Annotated in this window: 18 protein-coding genes; 14 read left to right on the top strand and 4 right to left on the bottom strand. The window is 65.1% G+C overall.

Features of this window, described 5'->3' with window-relative positions:
- The 14 genes from V8683_RS12420 to V8683_RS12355 form a co-directional block, all read left to right on the top strand.
- Positions 1 to 860, top strand: an 860-nt coding sequence (locus V8683_RS12420; protein ID WP_462880637.1) for a LysR family transcriptional regulator, incomplete at its 5' end; no start/stop codon positions are given.
- 328 nt (positions 861 to 1188) lie between these two features.
- Positions 1189 to 2628, top strand: coding sequence for an MFS transporter (locus V8683_RS12415; RefSeq protein ID WP_411191293.1), 1440 nt, complete (start codon positions 1189 to 1191; stop codon positions 2626 to 2628).
- Between the two features lie 63 nt (positions 2629 to 2691).
- The gene (locus V8683_RS12410) at positions 2692 to 3492 is read left to right on the top strand and encodes an N-acyl homoserine lactonase family protein (protein ID WP_411191292.1); all 801 of its coding nucleotides are present in this window, start codon (positions 2692 to 2694) and stop codon (positions 3490 to 3492) included.
- A gap of 12 nt (positions 3493 to 3504) precedes the next feature.
- The gene (locus V8683_RS12405; RefSeq protein ID WP_411191291.1) at positions 3505 to 4290 is read left to right on the top strand and encodes an SDR family NAD(P)-dependent oxidoreductase; all 786 of its coding nucleotides are present in this window, start codon (positions 3505 to 3507) and stop codon (positions 4288 to 4290) included.
- Positions 4280 to 5686: an MmgE/PrpD family protein gene (locus V8683_RS12400; RefSeq protein WP_411191290.1), complete on the top strand. Its 1407-nt coding sequence runs from the start codon at positions 4280 to 4282 to the stop codon at positions 5684 to 5686. The genes V8683_RS12405 and V8683_RS12400 overlap by 11 nt, the downstream gene beginning before the upstream one ends.
- A 29-nt stretch (positions 5687 to 5715) precedes the next feature.
- Positions 5716 to 6618 carry an NAD(P)-dependent oxidoreductase gene (locus tag V8683_RS12395; protein WP_411191289.1) on the top strand — a complete coding sequence of 301 codons (903 nt, stop codon included), beginning with the start codon at positions 5716 to 5718 and terminating at the stop codon, positions 6616 to 6618.
- The gene (locus V8683_RS12390) at positions 6615 to 6941 is read left to right on the top strand and encodes an NIPSNAP family protein (protein WP_411191288.1); all 327 of its coding nucleotides are present in this window, start codon (positions 6615 to 6617) and stop codon (positions 6939 to 6941) included. Before V8683_RS12395 ends, V8683_RS12390 begins: the two co-directional genes overlap by 4 nt.
- A 32-nt stretch (positions 6942 to 6973) precedes the next feature.
- A complete protein-coding gene (locus tag V8683_RS12385; protein ID WP_411191287.1) occupies positions 6974 to 8440 on the top strand; it encodes an aldehyde dehydrogenase family protein in 1467 nt (488 codons plus the stop codon).
- 108 nt (positions 8441 to 8548) lie between these two features.
- Positions 8549 to 8950, top strand: a complete 402-nt coding sequence (locus tag V8683_RS12380; RefSeq protein ID WP_411191286.1) for a carboxymuconolactone decarboxylase family protein — start codon at positions 8549 to 8551, stop codon at positions 8948 to 8950.
- Positions 8951 to 9064: 114 nt separating this feature from the next.
- The gene (locus V8683_RS12375; RefSeq protein WP_411191285.1) at positions 9065 to 10411 is read left to right on the top strand and encodes an MFS transporter; all 1347 of its coding nucleotides are present in this window, start codon (positions 9065 to 9067) and stop codon (positions 10409 to 10411) included.
- Between the two features lie 13 nt (positions 10412 to 10424).
- Entirely contained in the window at positions 10425 to 11345 is a 921-nt protein-coding gene (locus tag V8683_RS12370) for an NAD(P)-dependent oxidoreductase (protein WP_411191283.1), read from the top strand.
- Positions 11346 to 11384: 39 nt separating this feature from the next.
- Positions 11385 to 11783 carry a cupin domain-containing protein gene (locus tag V8683_RS12365; protein ID WP_411191282.1) on the top strand — a complete coding sequence of 133 codons (399 nt, stop codon included), beginning with the start codon at positions 11385 to 11387 and terminating at the stop codon, positions 11781 to 11783.
- A 52-nt stretch (positions 11784 to 11835) separates the two neighbouring features.
- The gene (locus tag V8683_RS12360) at positions 11836 to 12597 is read left to right on the top strand and encodes a carboxymuconolactone decarboxylase family protein (RefSeq protein ID WP_411191281.1); all 762 of its coding nucleotides are present in this window, start codon (positions 11836 to 11838) and stop codon (positions 12595 to 12597) included.
- Between the two features lie 107 nt (positions 12598 to 12704).
- Positions 12705 to 13385 (top strand): GntR family transcriptional regulator, encoded by a 681-nt coding sequence (locus V8683_RS12355; RefSeq protein WP_411191280.1) that lies wholly within the window; start codon positions 12705 to 12707, stop codon positions 13383 to 13385.
- Positions 13386 to 13598: 213 nt separating this feature from the next.
- Here the strand turns inward: V8683_RS12355 and V8683_RS12350 are convergent, their stop codons facing one another.
- The 4 genes from V8683_RS12350 to V8683_RS12335 form a co-directional block, all read right to left on the bottom strand.
- Positions 13599 to 15632: a sigma-54-dependent Fis family transcriptional regulator gene (locus tag V8683_RS12350; RefSeq protein WP_411191279.1), complete on the bottom strand. Its 2034-nt coding sequence runs from the start codon at positions 15630 to 15632 to the stop codon at positions 13599 to 13601.
- A 108-nt stretch (positions 15633 to 15740) separates the two neighbouring features.
- Positions 15741 to 16010: a hypothetical protein gene (locus V8683_RS12345; protein ID WP_411191278.1), complete on the bottom strand. Its 270-nt coding sequence runs from the start codon at positions 16008 to 16010 to the stop codon at positions 15741 to 15743.
- A 4-nt stretch (positions 16011 to 16014) separates the two neighbouring features.
- Complete coding sequence (locus V8683_RS12340; RefSeq protein ID WP_411191277.1) at positions 16015 to 16521, bottom strand: acetone carboxylase subunit gamma; 507 nt, start codon at positions 16519 to 16521, stop codon at positions 16015 to 16017.
- Between the two features lie 47 nt (positions 16522 to 16568).
- Entirely contained in the window at positions 16569 to 18893 is a 2325-nt protein-coding gene (locus V8683_RS12335) for a hydantoinase B/oxoprolinase family protein (protein WP_411191276.1), read from the bottom strand.

The following is an 18893-nucleotide window of genomic DNA, read 5'->3' as shown; positions in this document are numbered from 1 at the left end:
GCAAGGCGGCGCAACAGGTGTCGCTGTCGCAACCCGCGACGACGAAGTCGTTGCGTGAAATCGAAGCGCTGTTCGGTGCCGAACTTTTCTCGCGCTCGCCGCGCGGGATCGTAGCGAACGAACTGGGGCGCTGTGTGATCCGTCACGCGCGGGCGCTGCGTTCGGAGATCAGCGCCTTGCGCGACGAACTCGCCGCGATCATGCGCGGCGGCGGCGGCACGCTGGCGATCGGCGCCGTGATGGGGTCGATGCCGGTGTGGCTCACGCCGGTCCTCAAGAGCCTGCGCGAGGTGCAGCCCGACGTTTCCGTCGAGGTGTGGGAGGACAACAGCGCGAGGCTTCTGTCGATGCTCGATCAGCGTTTGCTCGATCTGGTGATCGGGAGGCCGAGCGTTAGCGTGCATCCGGACGCCTATGATTTCGTACCGCTCGAAATCGAAGAGGTCTGTCTCATCGTTGAAGGTCGGGATCCGCTCATGCGTAAGCCACCGACGAAGCTCGCCGATCTCGCGGACAACCCCTGGATCGTTCCGCAGGCAACGCTGCCGATGCGCTCGCTGCTCGAGCAACTCTTCGACGATGCGCAACTACCGTTTCCTCGTTATGCGATCGAGACTTCGTCGACCTTCGCAACCGTCTCGCTGCTACGGTCAGGAGCCGGCACAGTCGGTCTGATGCCGCTCAAGGTCGCGCAATACTTTGCGGAGTTCGGCCTTGTTGGGATCCTGCCGTTGCAGATCGAGCGACGCGGTGCGCCTTATGGCATCGCGACACGGCGAGGCGCGACCTTATCGCAGCCCGTGCAGCGGTTCATCGATCTATGCAAGATGAAGCGGGACGGCGATACCGGCCATCTCTGACCCAGGCGGCTGCGAGAGGGCGAGAACAGCGCGGCAGAATATATGAGTGTGGTTGATCGCGTTGCCCGATATCGGACCGGGTGCATTCGAGATGCGATCAACGGGAAGAAGTCGATATCGTCAACTGGCGCGTCAACTCGTCGATGACTACGGACTTCGGCCTGGATGCACTTGAGCAGACGCTGTCTGTTCGCCAGCCGGACAATGACGGGACGCCGCCAGAGACGACGCATTCCGAGTTGACGGATTGTATGACAGGAATATAATCATGCAAAATTAGAGCGTGATCCGACGACGGGCACGCCATCACCGTGGACGGAGACGCGTCATGCTTGCTGAAGCTCGAATCGGGTTACGCCTCGACAGTGTTCCGCTGTCGCGTTTTCACTGGCGGCTGCTCGCGCTGATCGCGGCGGGCATGTATTTCGACTCCTTCGATATCTACATCGCCGGCACGGTGCTGGCCGCGATGATCCATAGCGGCGAGTCGACGCTGCGCCTGAACGCGACGTTCGTGTCGGTCACCTTCATCGGCATGATGGCGGGCGCGTGGCTTTCGGGCGTGCTCGGCGACCGCTTCGGCCGGCGCTTCTGCTATCAGTTCAATCTCGGCATCTACGGCTTTGCGTCGATCGCGGCCGCGCTCGCGCCGTCCATTTACTGGCTGATCTTCTTCCGCCTCGTGATGGGCCTCGGCATGGGCGCTGAAATCGTCGTCGGCTACGGCACCCTCAGCGAATTCATTCCGCCCGCGTGGCGTGGCCGCTTCGGCACCATTCTCAATCTCATCATCAACACGTCGCTGTTCCTCTCGACGTTCCTCGGCTGGCTGATCGTGCCGCACTTCGGCTGGCGATGGATGTTCGCGATCGCCGGTTGCGGCGCGCTCGTCGTGTGGTTCCTGCGCAAGTCGATGCCCGAATCGCCGCGCTGGCTCGCATCGAAAGCGCGCGAGGACGAAGCGGACGCGATCGTGCAGCAGATCGAACGCGAATGCGGCGTGACGGCGGCGCCCGATACGGTGTCGATTCCCGCCGCCGCGCTGGCCGGCCAGCCGCAAAGCCGCATCCGCGATCTGTTTGGCCGCGGCATGCTGTCCCGCACGGTGACGGCGATCACGGTGCTGGTTGGGCTTTTCATCGTGAACTACGCGTTCGTTAGCTGGATTCCGACCTTCCTCGTGAAGCAGGGCCACAGCGTGTCGAGTTCGCTCGGCCTGACGGCGGTGATGTTCGCGGGCGGCCCGGTCGGTTCGCTGATCGCGTTCGTGCTGGCGGAGCGGCTCGGCCGCAAGTGGGGCACGGTGATGTTCTCGCTGGTGTGCGCGGCATTCGGCATTGCTTATCCGTTCGCGCAGTCCGCGGTGGCGATCACGGCGCTCGGCTTCGCGATCACCGCCTGCATCTACGTGCTGTCGTCGTTCAGCGTGGCGAGCTACGTGCCCGAACTGTTCCCGACCTCGCTGAGGCTGCGCGGCGCGGGTCTCGCGAATACCGTGGGGCGCGGCGTCAGCATCGCGGTGCCGTACGCCGTGGCGTCGGCCTATATGGGCCTCGGCATCGCGGGCGTGCTCGCGCTGATCGTCGGGACGCTGCTCGTGCAGGCCGCGATCGTCGCCGTGCTCGGCCCCGAAACGAAAAACCGCTCGCTCGAAGCGATCGCCGTCGAGACGCGCGAAGCCGGCGGCGCCGATCTCGCGGCAACGGTCGGCGACGAGGGGGGCAGTGGCGGCCGCGGCGAAGCGCAGGCGGGTGCCGCACCGCGATGAGATTCGAAGCCTCCGGCATGCATGGCGTGCGGCGGCATGAACAGGTAACGGAGGAAGACAGGCATGACATCGGCACTTCCGCAATACCAGATCTATGCAATCAAGTACGCGTTTCACGATCGCCCGGCGCGTGACAACTTCATCGGCGGCGATCCGCACGACGTGTCGATGCCGCTCGACTACTTCGTGTGGGCGATCAAGGACGAATCGCGCGTATGGCTCGTGGATACCGGCTTCGACGAGGTCGGCGCGAAGCAGCGCGGCCGCACGATCACGCATGCAGTCGACGCAGGCCTGCGGCAAGTCGGCGTGCAGCCCGACGCAGTCGAAGACGTGATCGTCACGCACATGCACTACGACCACGCCGGCAACCGTGCGATGTTTCCGCGCGCCCGCTATCACGTGCAGGACCGCGAGATGGCGTACTGCACCGGGCGCTGCATGTGCCATCGCGTGCTGAGTCACCCGTTCGAGCCGGAAGACGTGAAGTCGATGGTCGGGCGCGTGTTCGAAGGGCGGGTCGAGTTCCATGACGGCGAATCGCAGCTCGCGCGCGGCCTGAGCCTGCATCGCGTCGGCGGCCATACGGACGGGCTCCAGGTGGTGCGCGTGCATACCGCGCGAGGTTGGGTCGTGCTCGCTTCGGACGCGTCGCATCTGTACGCGAACATGGACGAGGGCCGACCCTTCCCGGCGGTCTACAACGTCGGCGACATGATGGAAGGATTCCGCGCGGTGCACCGTCTCGCGGATTCGCCCGCGCACGTGGTGCCGGGCCACGATCCGCAGGTGCTCGAGCGCTATGCTGCGCACGACCGCGAGACCGAGGGCTGGATCGCGCGGCTCGATGTGGCGCCGCGCTGAATGGAGCCCGCAATGGAACTTCAGGGTAAGGCCGCGCTCGTTACCGGTTCGACCGCCGGACTGGGCTTCGCCATCGCGGATGCGCTTGCGCAGGCAGGCTGCCGGGTGGTGCTGCATGGCCTCGAACCGGTCTCCGATGGCCTGCGCGCGGCTGAGACGCTGAGCGAACGGTACGGCATCGACGCGCACTACGTTCGCGCGGATCTCTCGCTCGCGGACGGCGCCGACACGCTGATGCACGCCGCGCAGCAGAGAACCGACGGCCTCGACATTCTCGTCAACAATGCCGTGGTGCGTCATTTCGCGCCGCTCGACACGTTTCCCGCCGCGCACTGGCATGCCGCGCTCGCGGTCAATCTGAGCGCCGCGTTCCGGGCGATCCAACTGGCGCTGCCAACGATGCGCGCACGCGGTTTCGGCCGCATTTTCAACATGACGTCGGTGTACGGGGCAAGGGCGGTTGCGAACCGCGTCGACTACGTCACGACCAAAACCGCGCTGCTCGGTCTCACGCGTTCGGTCGCGATCGAGACGGTCAACGCCGGCATTACCTGTAACGCCATCTGTCCGGGCTCGGTGCTGACACCGAACATCGACGGCCGCATCGCCGCGCTGATGGACGAACGCGGGCTCGAACGCGCCGATGCCGTGCGCGAGTTCCTGAAGGGCAAGCAGCCGACGGGCGAGCTCGTGGACGCCGCGCATGTCGGTGCGATGGTGGTGTTCCTGAGCGGCGCGGCCGGCGCGCAGATCACCGGCGCGATGATGCCGATCGAAGGAGGCTGGCTTGCAGCGTGATGCACTGAAACCATCGAATCGCGCGGACACCGAACCCGGCGCGACCGCGGCGCTCGCGGCGTTCGTCGCGAACACGCCGTGGCAGGCCGTGCCGGATGCCGTCCGGCACGAAGCGAAGCGCTCGCTCGTCAACTACTTCGCGGTGGCACTGGCGGGCTGCAACGAGGCCGAGATCGAACGCGCGCGCCGCGTGTACCAGCGTTTCAGCAGCGGCGACAGTGCAAGCGTGATCGGTTGCCGTACCCCTGCCGATCCGCTGACCGCCGCCGCGCTCAATGCGATGAGCGCGAACGTTCACGACTTCGACGACACCCATCTGCCGACCATCATCCATCCAACCGCGCCGGTTGCCGCCGCGCTTTTCGCGCTGGCGGAAGAGCGGCGCGCACGGGGCGCGCCGATGTCAGGCGTTGCGCTGCTGCACGCGTTCGTGCTCGGCGTCGAGGTGGAATGCCGGATCGGCAATGCCGTCTCACCGCAGCACTACCAGCGCGGCTGGCACATCACGTCGACGTGCGGCGTGTTCGGCGCGGCCGCGGCTGTCGCGCAGGCGTGCGGCCTCGATGCCGCGCGGATCGGCTGGGCGTTGGGCCATGCTTCGGCGCAGGCGGGCGGGCTGGTGGAGACGCTTGGCAGCCTGTCAAAGAGCGTGAGCGTCGGCAATGCGGCGCGCAACGGCATGCTGTCCGCGTTGCTGGCGGCGGAGGACTGCAGCGGACCGGCGCGGCCGCTCGAAGGCGAGCGCGGCTTTTTGCGCGTGACGTGCGACGAGCCGAAGCTTTCCGCGATCACCGCGCAACTGGGCAGCGAGTGGGCATTGCAGTCGAACACGTTCAAGCCGTACCCGTGCGGCGTCGTGCTGAATCCCGTGATCGAGGCGTGCCTCGCGCTGTCGCGTGAGCACGCGCTGAGTCTCGAGCACGTGACGCGCGTGGAGCTGACCGGTCATCCGCTGCTGCGTGCGCGCACGGATCGCCCGTTGCCGCGCAGCGGACGCGAAGCGCAGGTGAGCGGCCAGCATGCCGTTGCCGCGACACTCGCCACCGGCCGCGCGGGCCTTGCCGAATTCAGCGACGCGGCAGCCGCGCAGCCGGCCTGGCGCGAGTTCGGCGCGCGGGTGGTGTTCGTCGACGATGCGCGCTTTGCCGTCGAGGCGGCACAGGTCACCGTGCAGCTCGTATCGGGGCAGACGTTGACGCGCCGGATCGACTCGGCGCACGGCAGCCTCGCGTCGCCGCTTTCGGATCGCGAGCTCGAAGCGAAGCTGACGGCGCTGGCCGCCTATGGCGGCGCGCGGGTCGATGTGACGCCGCTCGTGGAGGCGCTCTGGTCGCTCGATCGTGCGAACGATGCAGCGGCGCCGATGCTGGCCGCGCGGCGGCCAGCCTTCCGTTAAACCCTCGTTCAAACTCTCAAGGAACGGACATGCCAGAACAGAAGTGGATCGGATTTATCGGTATCGGCGTGATGGGCCAGCCGATGGCGAAGCGCCTGATTGCCGCGGGGCATTCGCTGATCGTGTACGACCGCGACCCTGCCGCGCTCGACGCGTTGAAGCAGGCCGGTGCGCGTGCCGCGGCCAGCGTGCGGGAAGTGGCCGACACGGCGCGAGTGGTGTTCACGAGCCTGCCAACGCCGGCGGTATTCCGCGAGGTTGCGCTGGGCGAAGACGGCATCGGCAGCGGCGAAACGGTGAAGGTGCTGGTGGACCTGTCCACGGTCGGTTCGCGGATGGAGCAGGAAGTCGCGCAAGGGCTGCTCGCAAAGGGCATCGATACCGTCGATGCCCCGGTGAGCGGCGGCGCGGCCGGCGCACAGAAGGGCACGCTCGCGATCATGGTGGCGGGCAGGCGCGAGGCCGTCGACGAAGTGCGTCCGCTGTTCGACGCGCTCGGCAAGCTGTTCGTCGTCGGCACCGAGGCAGGGCAGGCGCAACTGCTGAAGCTGCTGAACAACATGCTGTCTTCGACGGCGCTCGCGATTACGTCCGAAGCGTTTGTCGCGGGAGTGCGCGGCGGTCTCGATCCGGAAGTGATGATGAACGTGATCAACGCGGGTAGCGGCAAGAACGGTGCGACGCTCGACAAGTTCCCGAAGCACGTGCTGACCGGAACCTTCGATTTCGGTTTTCCGATCGGCAGCGTGTGCAAGGACATCGGCCTTGCCGTCGACGAATGCCAGGCACTCGGCGTGCCGATGTGGCTCGGCAATTCGGCGCGCCAGATGTGGAACGTTGCGGCATCCCAGGGTGGCCGCGCGAGCGACATGACGGAACTCGTGCGCTTCGTGCGGAAATGGTCCGGCGACGAGGAAGAGAACAGAACATGATCGTAGAAATGCGTATCTACCATTGCGCGCCGACCCGTCTGCCGGCGCTGCTCGACCGTTTCAACACCATCACGCTGGGTTTTTTCGACAAGTACGGCATCAGGCAGATCGGTTTCTGGACCACGCTCGCCGGCCCGAGCAATCACTCGCTCACGTATCTGCTGCAATGGGAGAGCCTCGCCGAGCGCGAGCAGAAGTGGAACGCGTTCCAGGCGGACGCCGACTGGATCGCGAAACGCAGCGCAACGGAAGCCGAGCGGCCGATCGTCGAGCGCATCGAGAACCAGTTTCTCGTGCCGACCGCGTTCTCGGCGCTGCGCTGATCCACGTACCGGCTGTTGCCGAAGGAGGCGTCATGAACACGAGGGCAAACGGACCGCATGCCGCGTTGCTCGCGCACGCGGGCCATTGTTTCATCGATGGCAAATGGGTCGAGCCGGATGCCTCGCGCGGATTCGATCTGGTGGACCCGGCGAGCGAATCCGTCTACGGACAGCTTGCGCTCGGCAATGCGAGGGACGTCGACCGTGCAGTCGACGCGGCGCGGCGCGCGTGGCCGGGCTACGCGGCATGGAGCGTGGCGGATCGCATCGCGCTGCTCAGGCGCATCGTCGAGCTGTACACCCAGCGCACCGACGCATTCGCGGAAGCGATGACCGTGGAAATGGGCGCGCCGATCGCGTTCGCGCGCGCCGGCCAGGCGGCGCGCGGCCCCGCGCATCTGAATGCGCTGATCGAGGTGCTTGAACGTTTCGAATTCGAAACGCAGCACGGCACGACGAGGCTGCGGCTGGAGCCGATGGGCGTATGCGGGCTCATCACGCCCTGGAACTGGCCAGTCAACCAGATCGTCGTGAAGATCGCCCCCGCGCTCGCGGCGGGCTGCACGATGGTGCTGAAGCCGAGCGAGTATTCGCCGCTCTCCGCGCTGCTGTTTGCTCAGGTGCTGCACGAAGCGGGCGTACCGCCGGGCGTGTTCAATCTCGTCAACGGCGACGGCCCGGAAGTGGGCGCCGCCATCGCCGCGCATCCCGGCATCGACATGGTGTCGTTCACCGGCTCCACACGCGCGGGCGTGCTGGTTGCGAAGCTGGCCGCGGAAAGCGTCAAGCGGGTCGCTCAGGAACTGGGCGGCAAGTCGGCCAACATCCTGCTCGACGACGTGGATCTGGAGGCAGCCGTGACGCGCGGCGTGGCCGGTTGCTTCACGAACTCCGGGCAATCCTGCTCGATTCCGACGCGCATGCTGGTGCCGCGGCATCTGATGAACGACGCTGCGCAGATCGCAAAGCGCGCTGCCGAGGCGTATCGCGTCGGGCCGCCCATGGACCCGGCGACGCAGCTTGGACCGCTAGTGAACGGCAATCAGTTCGAGCGCGTGCAGGCGCTGATCGCGAAGGGCATCGACGAAGGCGCACGCCTCGTCACGGGCGGCACCGGGCGTCCCGACGGCTTCACCAGCGGCTGGTTCGTGCGGCCGACCGTGTTTGCCGACGTGACGCCGGACATGACCATCGCGCGCGAGGAAATCTTCGGCCCGGTGTTGTCGATGATGCCGTACGACACCGAGGCCGAAGCGGTCGAGATCGCCAACGGCACGGATTACGGGCTGGCTGCCTACGTGCAGTCGCGCGATCTGCAGCGTGCGCGCCAGATCGGGCGGCAACTGCGGGCGGGCGGCGTGCACCTGAACTATCCGGCCGCGGATTTTCATGCGCCGTTCGGTGGAGTGAAGCGCTCGGGAAATGGCCGCGAGTGGGGCGAAGCGGGTCTGCGCGAGTACCTCGAGATCAAGTCCATGGTGGGCTACGGCGTGGATTGACCGGGCCAAAAAAATTTTCTCCGAATCATTGTCTGACAATCCGGTGAGCAGACAGATTCGCCGAAGTTCGACGTCACGATGGCAGCACCCACGATGGAGATAGCGCAGATGGAAGACAACGAACGTTTCGAACGCGGTTTCGAGAACCGCAAGGAAGTGCTGGGTGCGGCGCACGTCGAGAAGTCGTGGGCGAATGCCGACGACTTCAACCGGCCGATGCAGAAGTTCGTCACCGAGAGCTGCTGGGGCGATATCTGGGGCGACCGTACGCTGTCGTTCAAGACGCGCAGCATGCTCAATCTGGCGATGCTGACCGCGATGAGTCAGCACCACGAACTTTCGGTGCACGTGAAGGGCGCGCTGCGCAATGGGGTGACGCGCGAGGAGATTCGCGCCGTGCTGATGCAGGCGGCGGTTTACTGCGGCGCACCGCTCGCGCTCGCGGCGTTTCGCGTCGCGACGGACGCGATCAAGGCGTACGAGACGGAAACGGGCAAGCCGGCCGAATAACACCTGGCAGCCCGAACCGGCAGTTCACGGAGATCGTCAACGCAGCGACACGAGACCGCATTGGTGGACCACGCGCAGCACGAGCGGCGCGGGACAACGAATCAGGAGACGCCCATGAAGGCATTGACTGCGGACGAAGTAGACGAGAGCGACGCCTCGAGGTCGATGGACGAGAAGAGACGCAGCGCCATCAAGGGTGCGTTCTTCTCCGAGTTCATCGACATGTTCGACATTTATCTGCCGGTGGTGGTGCTTTCGCCCGTGCTGTTCTTCTTCCAGCCGCCGCATCTGACGGGCGGCATGGAGGCGATTCTCGCGTCGCTCGTGTTCGTCACGGCGCTGCTCGGGCGTCCGGTCGGCGCGCTGCTGTTCGGCATCGTCGCGGACCGCATCGGGCGGCGCAAGGCGTCGATCTATTCGGTGTCGGGCTTCGGCGTGGTGACCTTGCTGATCGCGCTGTTGCCGGGCTACGAGAGCATCGGCATTGCTTCCTACTGGGCGCTCGTGCTGCTGAGGTTCGTCGACGGCATTTTCCTCGGCGGCGGTTATACGGGTGCGATGCCGCTCGCCATCGAGTATTCGCGCAAGGAGCAGCGCGGCTTCGTGGGCGGCTTCATCATCGCGGGCTTTCCGGCCGCGTACGTGACCATCAACCTGCTTGCGATGCTGATGTTCATGATCACGCCGCTGAACGGGCTTCATTCGCCGTATGCGCAGTGGGGCTGGCGCGTGCCGTTCGTGACCGGTTCGCTGCTCGCCGGTGTGCTCGCGCTCTACTACGTGCACAAGGTGGCGGAATCCGAAGTGTGGCAGAGCGAAGCCGCGGATAAAGGCCCGGTCGAGAAGCTGCCGCTCTCCGACCTGCTGCGCGGCGGGAGCGGGCGCAACCTGGTCCAGGTGCTGCTGCTGATGACGGGTTTCTGGCTCACCCAGAACATCATCACGATCTTCCTGCCGACGGGCCTGCTGCTGCGCACGCTGCACCTCACCGGCTTCGAGATGACGCTCGCGTTGATGATCACGTATTTCGTGCTGTTTTTCAGCTACATCGCGTCCGGCCTGATCGGTCAGCGCATCGGGAGGCGGCGCTTCTTTGCGATCGTCGGTCCGCTGATCGCGACGGTCGGCGCGGGGCTGATGTACGCGCTCACCGCGATCGATGGTTTGGGCCTGCCGGCCGTGATCGCGCTCGTTTGCGTGCTGGCGGTGCTGGTGACGTCGCCGTGGGGCGTGATCGTCACGTACATCAATGAGCGCTTCGTGACCGACGTGCGTGCGACGGGTTTCGGCGTGGGCTTCAGCCTGTCCGTCATTCTGCCGTCGTTCTACGCGTTCTACATGAACTGGCTGGGCGCGCTGATGCCCATGCGGCTCACGCCAGTAGTACTGCTGACGATCGGTGGGTTGATCGGCATGGTCGGCGCGTTGATGGGACCAGAAACGAAGGACGTCGACTTCTGAGCGGGATGCAGGGTTGCACAACACAGGACACACCATGAACAAGGAACGGATTGGCTTCATCGGACTCGGCAACATGGGCGGCCGCATGACGCGGCGGCTCGTCGATACCGGCTTCGAAGTGCTGGGTTACGACCCGGCGCAAGGACGTGCCGAGGCGGCGGGCGCGAAAGCCGCGCGCTCGGTCGCGGAGGTGATGGGTTTCGCCGACGTGATCCTGCTGTCGCTGCCGGACAGCAAGGTGGTGGAAGCGGTGGTCGAAGGCAAAGACGGCGTGTTCGCGCACTCGCGGCGCGGCCAGACGGTGGTCGATCTGAGCACCGCGGCGGCGAGTTCGACCATCCGGCTCAATGCGTGCGCGCAGACGCTAGGCCTGCACTACATCGATGCCGGCATCTCGGGCGGCGCGGCGGCTGCGGAAAAGGGCACGCTGACGCTGATGGTGGGCGGCGACGCGGCGGCGATCGAGTCGATCCAGTGGGCGTTCAAGCCGTTCGCATCCAAGGTCGTCACGATGGGCGAGAGCGGCGCGGGCCACACCACGAAGCTGCTGAACAACTTCCTGAACGCGGTGAGCCTCGCCGCCACCGCCGAGGTGATGGTGGCCGGCAAGCACGCGGGGCTCGATCTGCATCGTCTGCTGGACGTGCTGAACAGCAGCAGCGGCGTGAACTTCGCGACGCAGAACCGCTTCCCGAAGATCGTCGACGGCGATTATCTGGAAGGCGGCCTCACCAGCAAGCTGATGACGAAAGACGTGGTGCTGTACATCGACCGGGCGCGCGAACTGGGCGTCGCGTCGCTGAACGCGGCGGGTCCGCTCGCGAGCTTCGGACTCGCGACAGCGCTCGGTTACGGCGACGTGATCAGCAACCGCGTGGTCGATGCGATCGGCGACGTGTCCGGCGGCGTGCGCCTGCACGAGCCAAAGCAGTAAGCCCCACCGTACATTCAGGATCAGGACAAGGAGCAACGCATGAAGGTCTTCCACGGGCGCCAGCAGGGCGCCGCCTCGGAGCAGCGGTCGAGCACGTTCAGCGGCGTCGTTTACGCCGACCCGATCATGCCGACCACGGACAAGGTCACCATCGCCAACGTGTTCTTTTCGCCGGCGGCGCGCACCTACTGGCATCACCACGAGCAGGGGCAGGTGCTGCAGGTCACGTCGGGCTGCGGCTGGATCTGCGTCGAAGGCGGCGAGCCGCAGATGATCCGCCAGGGCGACGTGGTGTGGATCGGCGCGAACGAACGGCACTGGCACGGCGCGGCCAGCGACAGCTACATGGTTCACACCGCGACCTCGCTCGGCAAAACGATGTGGGAGGAGGAACTGTCCGACGAAGCGTACCGCCAGATGACCGGCGTAACGGCCTGAATCGAAGCATCCGCTGCACACCAGCGGGTGCTCATCCGCAACGAGGAGTGCGATGAGCCTGACGCAACGGCAACAGCAGGTGAAGGACGCGTTCATCCGCACGCATCGCACGTGGGATGCGCGCTGGGAAAGTCTGTTGCGGCTCGACGCGGAGTTCGTCGATGGCTATCTGCGCTTTTCCAGCGTGGCGGTGCGGCAGCGGCATCTAGCGCCGAAAGTGCAGGCGTTCGTCGCGCTGACCGCATGCACCGCGGCGACGCATCTCTATCTACCCGGCATTCGCCAGCACGTCGAGGCCGCGCTCGTGCATGGCGCTACGCGCGAGGAACTCGTCGAGGTGCTCGAACTGGCGAGTACGATCGGCATTCACGCGTCGAACGTCGGCGTGCCCGTGCTGCTGGAGGTGCTGCAGGAAGAAGGGTACCGTTCGCAGGCTGCGCCGCTCGATGCGCGGCGCGAGGCCTCGAAGCAGCAGTTCATCGAGAACCGCGGCTACTGGCATGCGTCGTGGGAGGGGCTGCTTGAGCTGGACCCGGAGCTTTTCGACGGGTACGTCGAGTTTTCGTCGGTGCCGTGGCGCAAAGGGGTGCTGGAGCCGAAGGTGAAGGAGATGATGTACTGCGCGTTCGATGCGGCCGCCACGCATCTGTACGTGCCGGGCCTCAAGCTGCATTTCCGCAACGCGCTGCGTTACGGCGCAACCGCACAGGAGCTGATGGAGGTGCTGGAGATCGTCAGCACGATCGGCATTCACGGCGCGATTGAAGCGGCGCCGATCGTCGAAGCGGCGCTTGCGCGGCGCCACGACGGATGACGGGCTCGACGACGACACTTTGACGCGCGCTACCCGTGTTCCGGTCGTCAGCGCGGACGCTTTCTTGTATCATTGGGCGTGAGTTATTGTCTGACGGGAATACAATAATGCTTGAAGATCTGGGTCTCGTACGGCCGGAAACGCTGCGCCATCGGGTGGAGAACGTGCTGCGGCAAGCCATCATGAACGGCCGCTATGCGCCGGGCGCGCGGCTCGTCGAACGTGAACTGTGTGAAACACTGGGTGTGAGCCGCACGTCGGTGCGCGAAGCGCTGCGGCGGCTCGAAGCGGAAAAGCTCGTGCGCAACGTGCCGCACAGGGGGCCGGTGGTCGCCATCATGTCAGTGGACGAAGCGCATGAACTGTATGCGCTGCGCGGTCTGCTGGAGGGCTTTGCGGCACAGGAATTCGCGCGCGTTGCGAGCGCCGCCGCAATCGAGCAGTTCGGCCGGGCGGCGAAGAAGCTGCGTGCGGAAGCCACGGCCCAGAGCCAGACCGGCGTGCTGCAGGCCAAGACCCAACTGTACGACGTGCTGCTCGACAACTGCGGCAATTCGCTGGTCAAGGAAATCCTGACGAGCCTCTATTCGCGCGTGAACCTGTTACGTGCCACGTCGCTGATGCATCCCGACCGTCTGCCCACTAGCCTGCGCGAAATCGACAGGCTGTATAAAGCGCTCAAGGCGCGCGATAGCGACGCCGCGCGCGAAGCGGCGAGCCTGCATGTCTCCAATGCGGAAAAGGCCGCGATGCGGATGCTGGAGCAGACCAGCGAAGCGGAGAGCTGAGAGTCCCCAGTGCGTCTGCTGTCGCATCTGGGAGGCGTGCCTGCAGCCGTTAGTGGGCCTGTTCAACCTCATTACAGTAGTCCAGATAATTTTCCGGAAGCCAATCGAGTTCCTCTACACCGGCCGCGCGGAACCTCTGCCGTTCGCGATGAACTCGTTCCATTCGGTGATATGGACGACGGTCCGCTAACGGACCCGAAGCGCCCATTGCCGTCAACTTCCTGCACTCCCGCGCCGGCGCACGTTATCCACGGCCACGAGGAGATCGTATCGCCGGATCTTTTCGTAGAGCGTACTCTTCGCAATGCCCAATTGATTCGCGGTCCGCGTGAGATTTCCCGCATGGCGGGCCAGGGCGCGACGAATGGTTTCGGCTTCGGTCGTTCTGAGCGATTCCTCTTTGTGCTGCTGCGTAGCTCCCGCTATGGACGGTACGGCACACACGGAGACCTCGCCGGGGTCCCGGACTTCGGCGGGCAGTTTGTCCGCGGTAATCTCAGGGCCATCGGCAAGCAGAAGGGAGCCTTCGATGGCGTTACGCAGCTCTCGCACATTACCGGGCCACGCATAATTCAGCAGGCAGGCATACGCTTCGTCGTCGAACGATCGGCGCGGCAAGCCATATGCCTCGCTGATATGCGCCAGCCAGTAGGCGATGAGGGACGGGAGGTCCTCGCTGCGTTCGCGCAGACTCGGAATCGACACGGTCGTCACGGCAATGCGATAGAACAGGTCCATGCGAAACGCGCCCATCGCAATGGCCGCCTTGAGATCGCGATGCGTCGCCGCGACCAGCCGAAAATTCACCTTGCGCGGCGTATTCTCGCCAAGCCGGTAAATTTCGTTTTCTTCCAGAACGCGAAGCAGATGAGGTTGAATATCGAGCGGCATTTCGCCGATTTCGTCGAGAAACAGGGTGCCTCCGTTCGCCGCTTCGATCTTGCCGGCCGCTCCCGATTTGCGAGCTCCGGTAAACGCACCCTCGGCATAACCGAATAGCTCGCTTGCGAGGAGATCTCTCGACAGTCCACCGCAGTTTAGTGCTACGAACGGTCCATCTGTCCGTTCGCTGGCCTGGTGGATGCCCTGCGCGAAGAGTTCCTTGCCCACGCCGGTCTCGCCCAGCAGCAGCACCGGCACTTTCGAAGGAGCGAGCTGGCGTGCCTTGTCGACGGCCGTGCGCAGGACGCGGCTGTCTCCGACGATGCGCCCAAACGCGCGAGGCGCGCCAGGTTGCCGGTCCCGCTCGCGGGTCAGCGGGGTTGCGCCGCGAGCCGTCGCGGTGCCCGGTATCACGATCATGAAGCCCAGTACGACGTTGTCTTCGCGCAGCGCTTCGACGTGGACGTGGCGCAGCCAGGCCGGCGCGGCCGCCGACGCTGCGGTGCCCGCCATGGCATCCAGTCCGGGCAGCACGAAGCCGGCGTCGAGCTGTACGTCGAACCCGAGGCGCCGCAGCGCGGGCACGACCTGCGAGTTCGCCTTGACGAGGCGTCCCCGCTCGTCGACGATAAGGACTCCATCCGATACATTGGCGCCGAGGCGAGAGGCGCAGCGGTCCAGCATGCGCAGACGGCGCTGCATGGCATCCCTGGCGAGGCGGCTCTCGATGCGCCCGGCCAGCGACACGGTCAGCGCGAGGCTGTAACGGTTGTACGTATCCGCAAGACCCGACACGTCGATCACGCCGAGCACGTGGCCGTCCAGCGGATCGCGGATGACCGTTGCCGAACAGGTCCAGCGTTTGATGCCGGCGCAGAAGTGCTCGGCACCGTGAATCTGCACGGGTTGTTCCAGTGCGAGCGCGGTCCCGATCGCGTTGGTGCCGCAGTTGAGCTCGGTCCAGTTGCAGCCCGGGACGAGCCCGACTTCGCGTGCGGGCTCGATGATCCGCATGTCGCCTTCGTGCTTCAGGACCATCCCGTCGGGATCGGCGAGCAGCATGACCGTGCCGGTTTGAGCCAGCAGTTCGCGGGTCTGCTGCATCAGCGGCAGGCTGGCGTTGATGAGCTGGGTATTCGTGGTCTGCCATTGCATCAACTGGTCTTCGCCGACCGGCGGCGGGGCGCGATCCACGGCCGGATCGACGCGGCCGACGAGGCAGCGATGCCACGAATCGTCGACGCCGCCGCGCACCTCGGCCGAGTGCCATTCGCTGCCGCCCACCAGATGTTCCCACGCCGCCATGATGCTGGCATCGTGTTGCGGACTGGAAAACCAGTCCATAGGCGTGCCTGTCTGTTGCATGCATGTCTCCTGTCGGCTCGCGCTTGCCGTGAACCGCGAGGCCGGCTGGTGCGGCCCCTCTTTTAGGTCCGGTTTCGCCTGGCTGGCTCGACCAGGTCTCGTTTCCGGCTATCGTAACTCCGATCCGATGCCGCCATCGGTGCGAAATCGATAGAAGACAAGCAATGCGCGCGCCAATCGGCCCCGCGAGAGAGCGCGCCGCTTTGCACCGCAGCGCTGGCCTGGAAATATCAGGGAAAGCACCTGGAAAAGCGCTGAAAAGCGCGCATGAAAACAGGCCGGCCGTCCGGAAATCGAACGGCCGGAATTCGAACGGTCCGCTTCGCGTTTTACGAAAGTCGGCTGCCGGCGGCGAAGCGCGCCGGCGGCTTCAAACATCGGACTAATCGACCCGTTCCGGCACCGGCAGCTTGACCCATTCCGAGTAGAACGCGTCGATGTCGGGCTCGAAGTCGTGCACGACGGGGTACCACGGCGTCGGGGCCTCCACGTCGTGCATCGTGCCGCACGTGGGACAGTAGTACTCGCGGTACACCTGCCATTGCGTGTCGGGCGCCATCAGCCGCGGATACACCTCGTCCATCGCCTCTTCCGTATCGCGCACGAAGATGTTCGCGTGCAGCTTCCAGTTTTCCCGGTAGTCGCCGAACACGTGGCCGCAGTCGCACTGCGTGACCCATTTCTTCGTGGCCGGCTGCTGCACGATGTACAGATGCGGCCCGAGCGGCAGCACGATGCGTTCCTTCCAGCCGAGCTTTTGCTGCAGCGCGTCGATGTACATCTGGAAGCGCTCGCCGTCCTTGGGCATCGACAGCATGCGCAGCGTCGTGTCCCAGTCGAGCTTGCCGTCGACCAGATTGCGGATTTGTTCCCTGGTGTAGGTGGACATTCCGTTTGCTCCTTGATTTCCTGAGGGTTGCGCGAATGCCGGCGGACTTACTCTTCGACCAGCACGACGGTGTTGACGTCGGGCATTTTCGAGAGGTCCATGCGGAACTTCGAGCCGTAGGTGGGCACGTCGAGCTCGTCTTCGGTGAGCGTCCACGAATCCGGCAGTTCCCAGAACGTGCGGAACTGCTGCTCGAACTTCGTCGACAGCCCGAAGCTCGTCGCGAACATGTGCTGCACCTGGGGCGCGGCGTGCTTGAGCAGAATCCGCTCGCGCTCGCCCTTCATCCATTCCCGCGTGGGCTGCGAACGCGCGAGGCGCTGATTGCGGATCTCGACGCGCGACAGCGCGGTCGCCTTCGCATCCACCGTCCAGATGCCGTTGGCGTTCTTTGTCGCGACGGCGCCGTACACCTTCTGGGCGTATTCGGGCAGCAGCAGGGCATTGTTCAGGTCCTGTTCGATGGCGTCGGGATCGCGATCGAGCGGATCGCCGAAGCCGGGGCCGCCGCGCAGATAGTTGAGGTAGAGGTCATAGTTGCTGTAGCAGTCCTCCGTGGTCATGCATTGGTGGTCGCGTTTGACGACGGCCCCGGCGTTCAGGTGATTTTCGTAGTCGGGGACATCCGGGTTGGCGTCGCCGCCGAGCGGCAGGCTTTCGCTCAGCGCGATGCGCTCCTTCAGGCCGGTGCGGTGCGCTTCGAACCGGTATCCCGTCGCGCTCGGATACCCGCCCATGAGCCCCCAGTCGCTGTTCATGTAGCCGTTGCCCATGAAGAACATGGTCCAGTCCTGTGCTTTCCAGACCATCCGCAGCGTTTCGAAGCCGCAACCGCCGCGGTACTTGCCGTAGCCGCCGGAGTTCGTCTTGACGTTGCGGCCGAGGTAGAGCAGGGGCTCCGCCATCTCCCAGATCTCGATGTCGCCCATGTCGCCTTCGGGGTTCCAGATGGCGGCGGCATGACTGAGGCCGTCCTTGATCGCGCAGGCGCCCGTGCCGCACGACGATGCCTCGAAGCTGTTGACGGCGTGGATGTCGCCGTCCTGGTTGATGCCGCCACCCTGCAGCCAGTTCGACGTATTGGCGTTACCCGAGTTGACTTCCTCGAGATAGCCCCGGCTGAAGTAGGCTTGCGACAGACCGCGCCACAGCGCGCTCCAGCCCGAAACGAGGAAGTGCCATGCGTAGGCGTGCCCTGTGCGGCGGTCGTCCGGATTCATCCAGGCGCCTTTGGGCAGGTGGAATTCCGTGCCGAAATACGCACCGTCGTTGATCCGCTGGGTCGGCACGAGCGTTTGCGTCATCATCACCCAGATGCCGCTCGTGAACGCCACCTGGTGCGCGTTGTACGAGTGCCAGCCCCAGCGGCTCGCGCCTTCGAAATCGAGCCGCCACGTGCCGTCCTTGCGGATCTCCATTTCCACGGGCGAGTGCATGATCGAGTCGAGCTTCGCGAATGCAGAGGAGGTCTGCACGTCGGGATGGTTGTACGGCACGTCCACGAAGGCGACCTTGCGATACTTGCCCGGCAGCGTCATCGCCTTGATGCGGGTCTGCAGGCCGCGGCGTCCTTCCTCGATCACCTCGTAGGCGAACTTCTCGTAGGCGTCGAGCCCTTCTTCTTCGATCACCTCCTCGATCAGGTTGCGAATCATGTGGCAGCCGGCAATGCGCGTGCGCTCGTCGAGAATCCAGTATTTCGGCGTGCGAACAGAGCGCTGGCTCTCGTGCAGCCAGTCGCGCAGCGGCGTGTCGTTCACGCCGGTCTTGCGGCACGTGATCATGTAGCCGTCGCCGAAGCGCTGCACCTGGCCCGTCGACATCGAGCCCGGCGTCACCGCCCCCGTGTCGATCACGTGCGTGACGCCGCCCACCCAGCCCACGAGTTTGCCCTGCGAGAAGATCGGCACGATCGTCGCGATGTCGCAAGGATGGACGTTGCCGATCGAGCAGTCGTTGTTGGTGAACATGTCGCCGGGATGGATGCCGGGGTTGGCTTCCCAGTTATTTTCGATCATGTACTTGATCGCCGCGCCCATCGTGCCGACGTGGATGATGATGCCGGTGGAAGTGAGCACGCAGTCGCCCGCGGCGTTGTAGAGCGTGAAGCACAGTTCGCCTTCCTGCTCGACGATCGGGCTCGCGGCGATCTTTTTTGCGGTCTCGCGCGCATGCACGAGACCGCCGCGCAGCTTCGAGAACATCTTCTCGTAACGGATCGGATCGCTCTCTCGCAGGTCGAGCCGTTCGAGGCCGTTGTAGTGGCCGTTTTCCGCGGTGCGCGCGAGGATGCCGTCGCGGAACTGCTTCAGGGTCTGGCCGTTCTTGAGCAGATCGGCAAAGCCGACTTCGCGGCTGGATATCATGTTCAT

The sequence above is a fragment of the Paraburkholderia sp. AV2 genome, assembly GCF_054968425.1.
The sequence above is the reverse complement of the archived record's forward strand: the minus strand, read 5'-3'. Positions and strand labels throughout refer to the sequence as shown.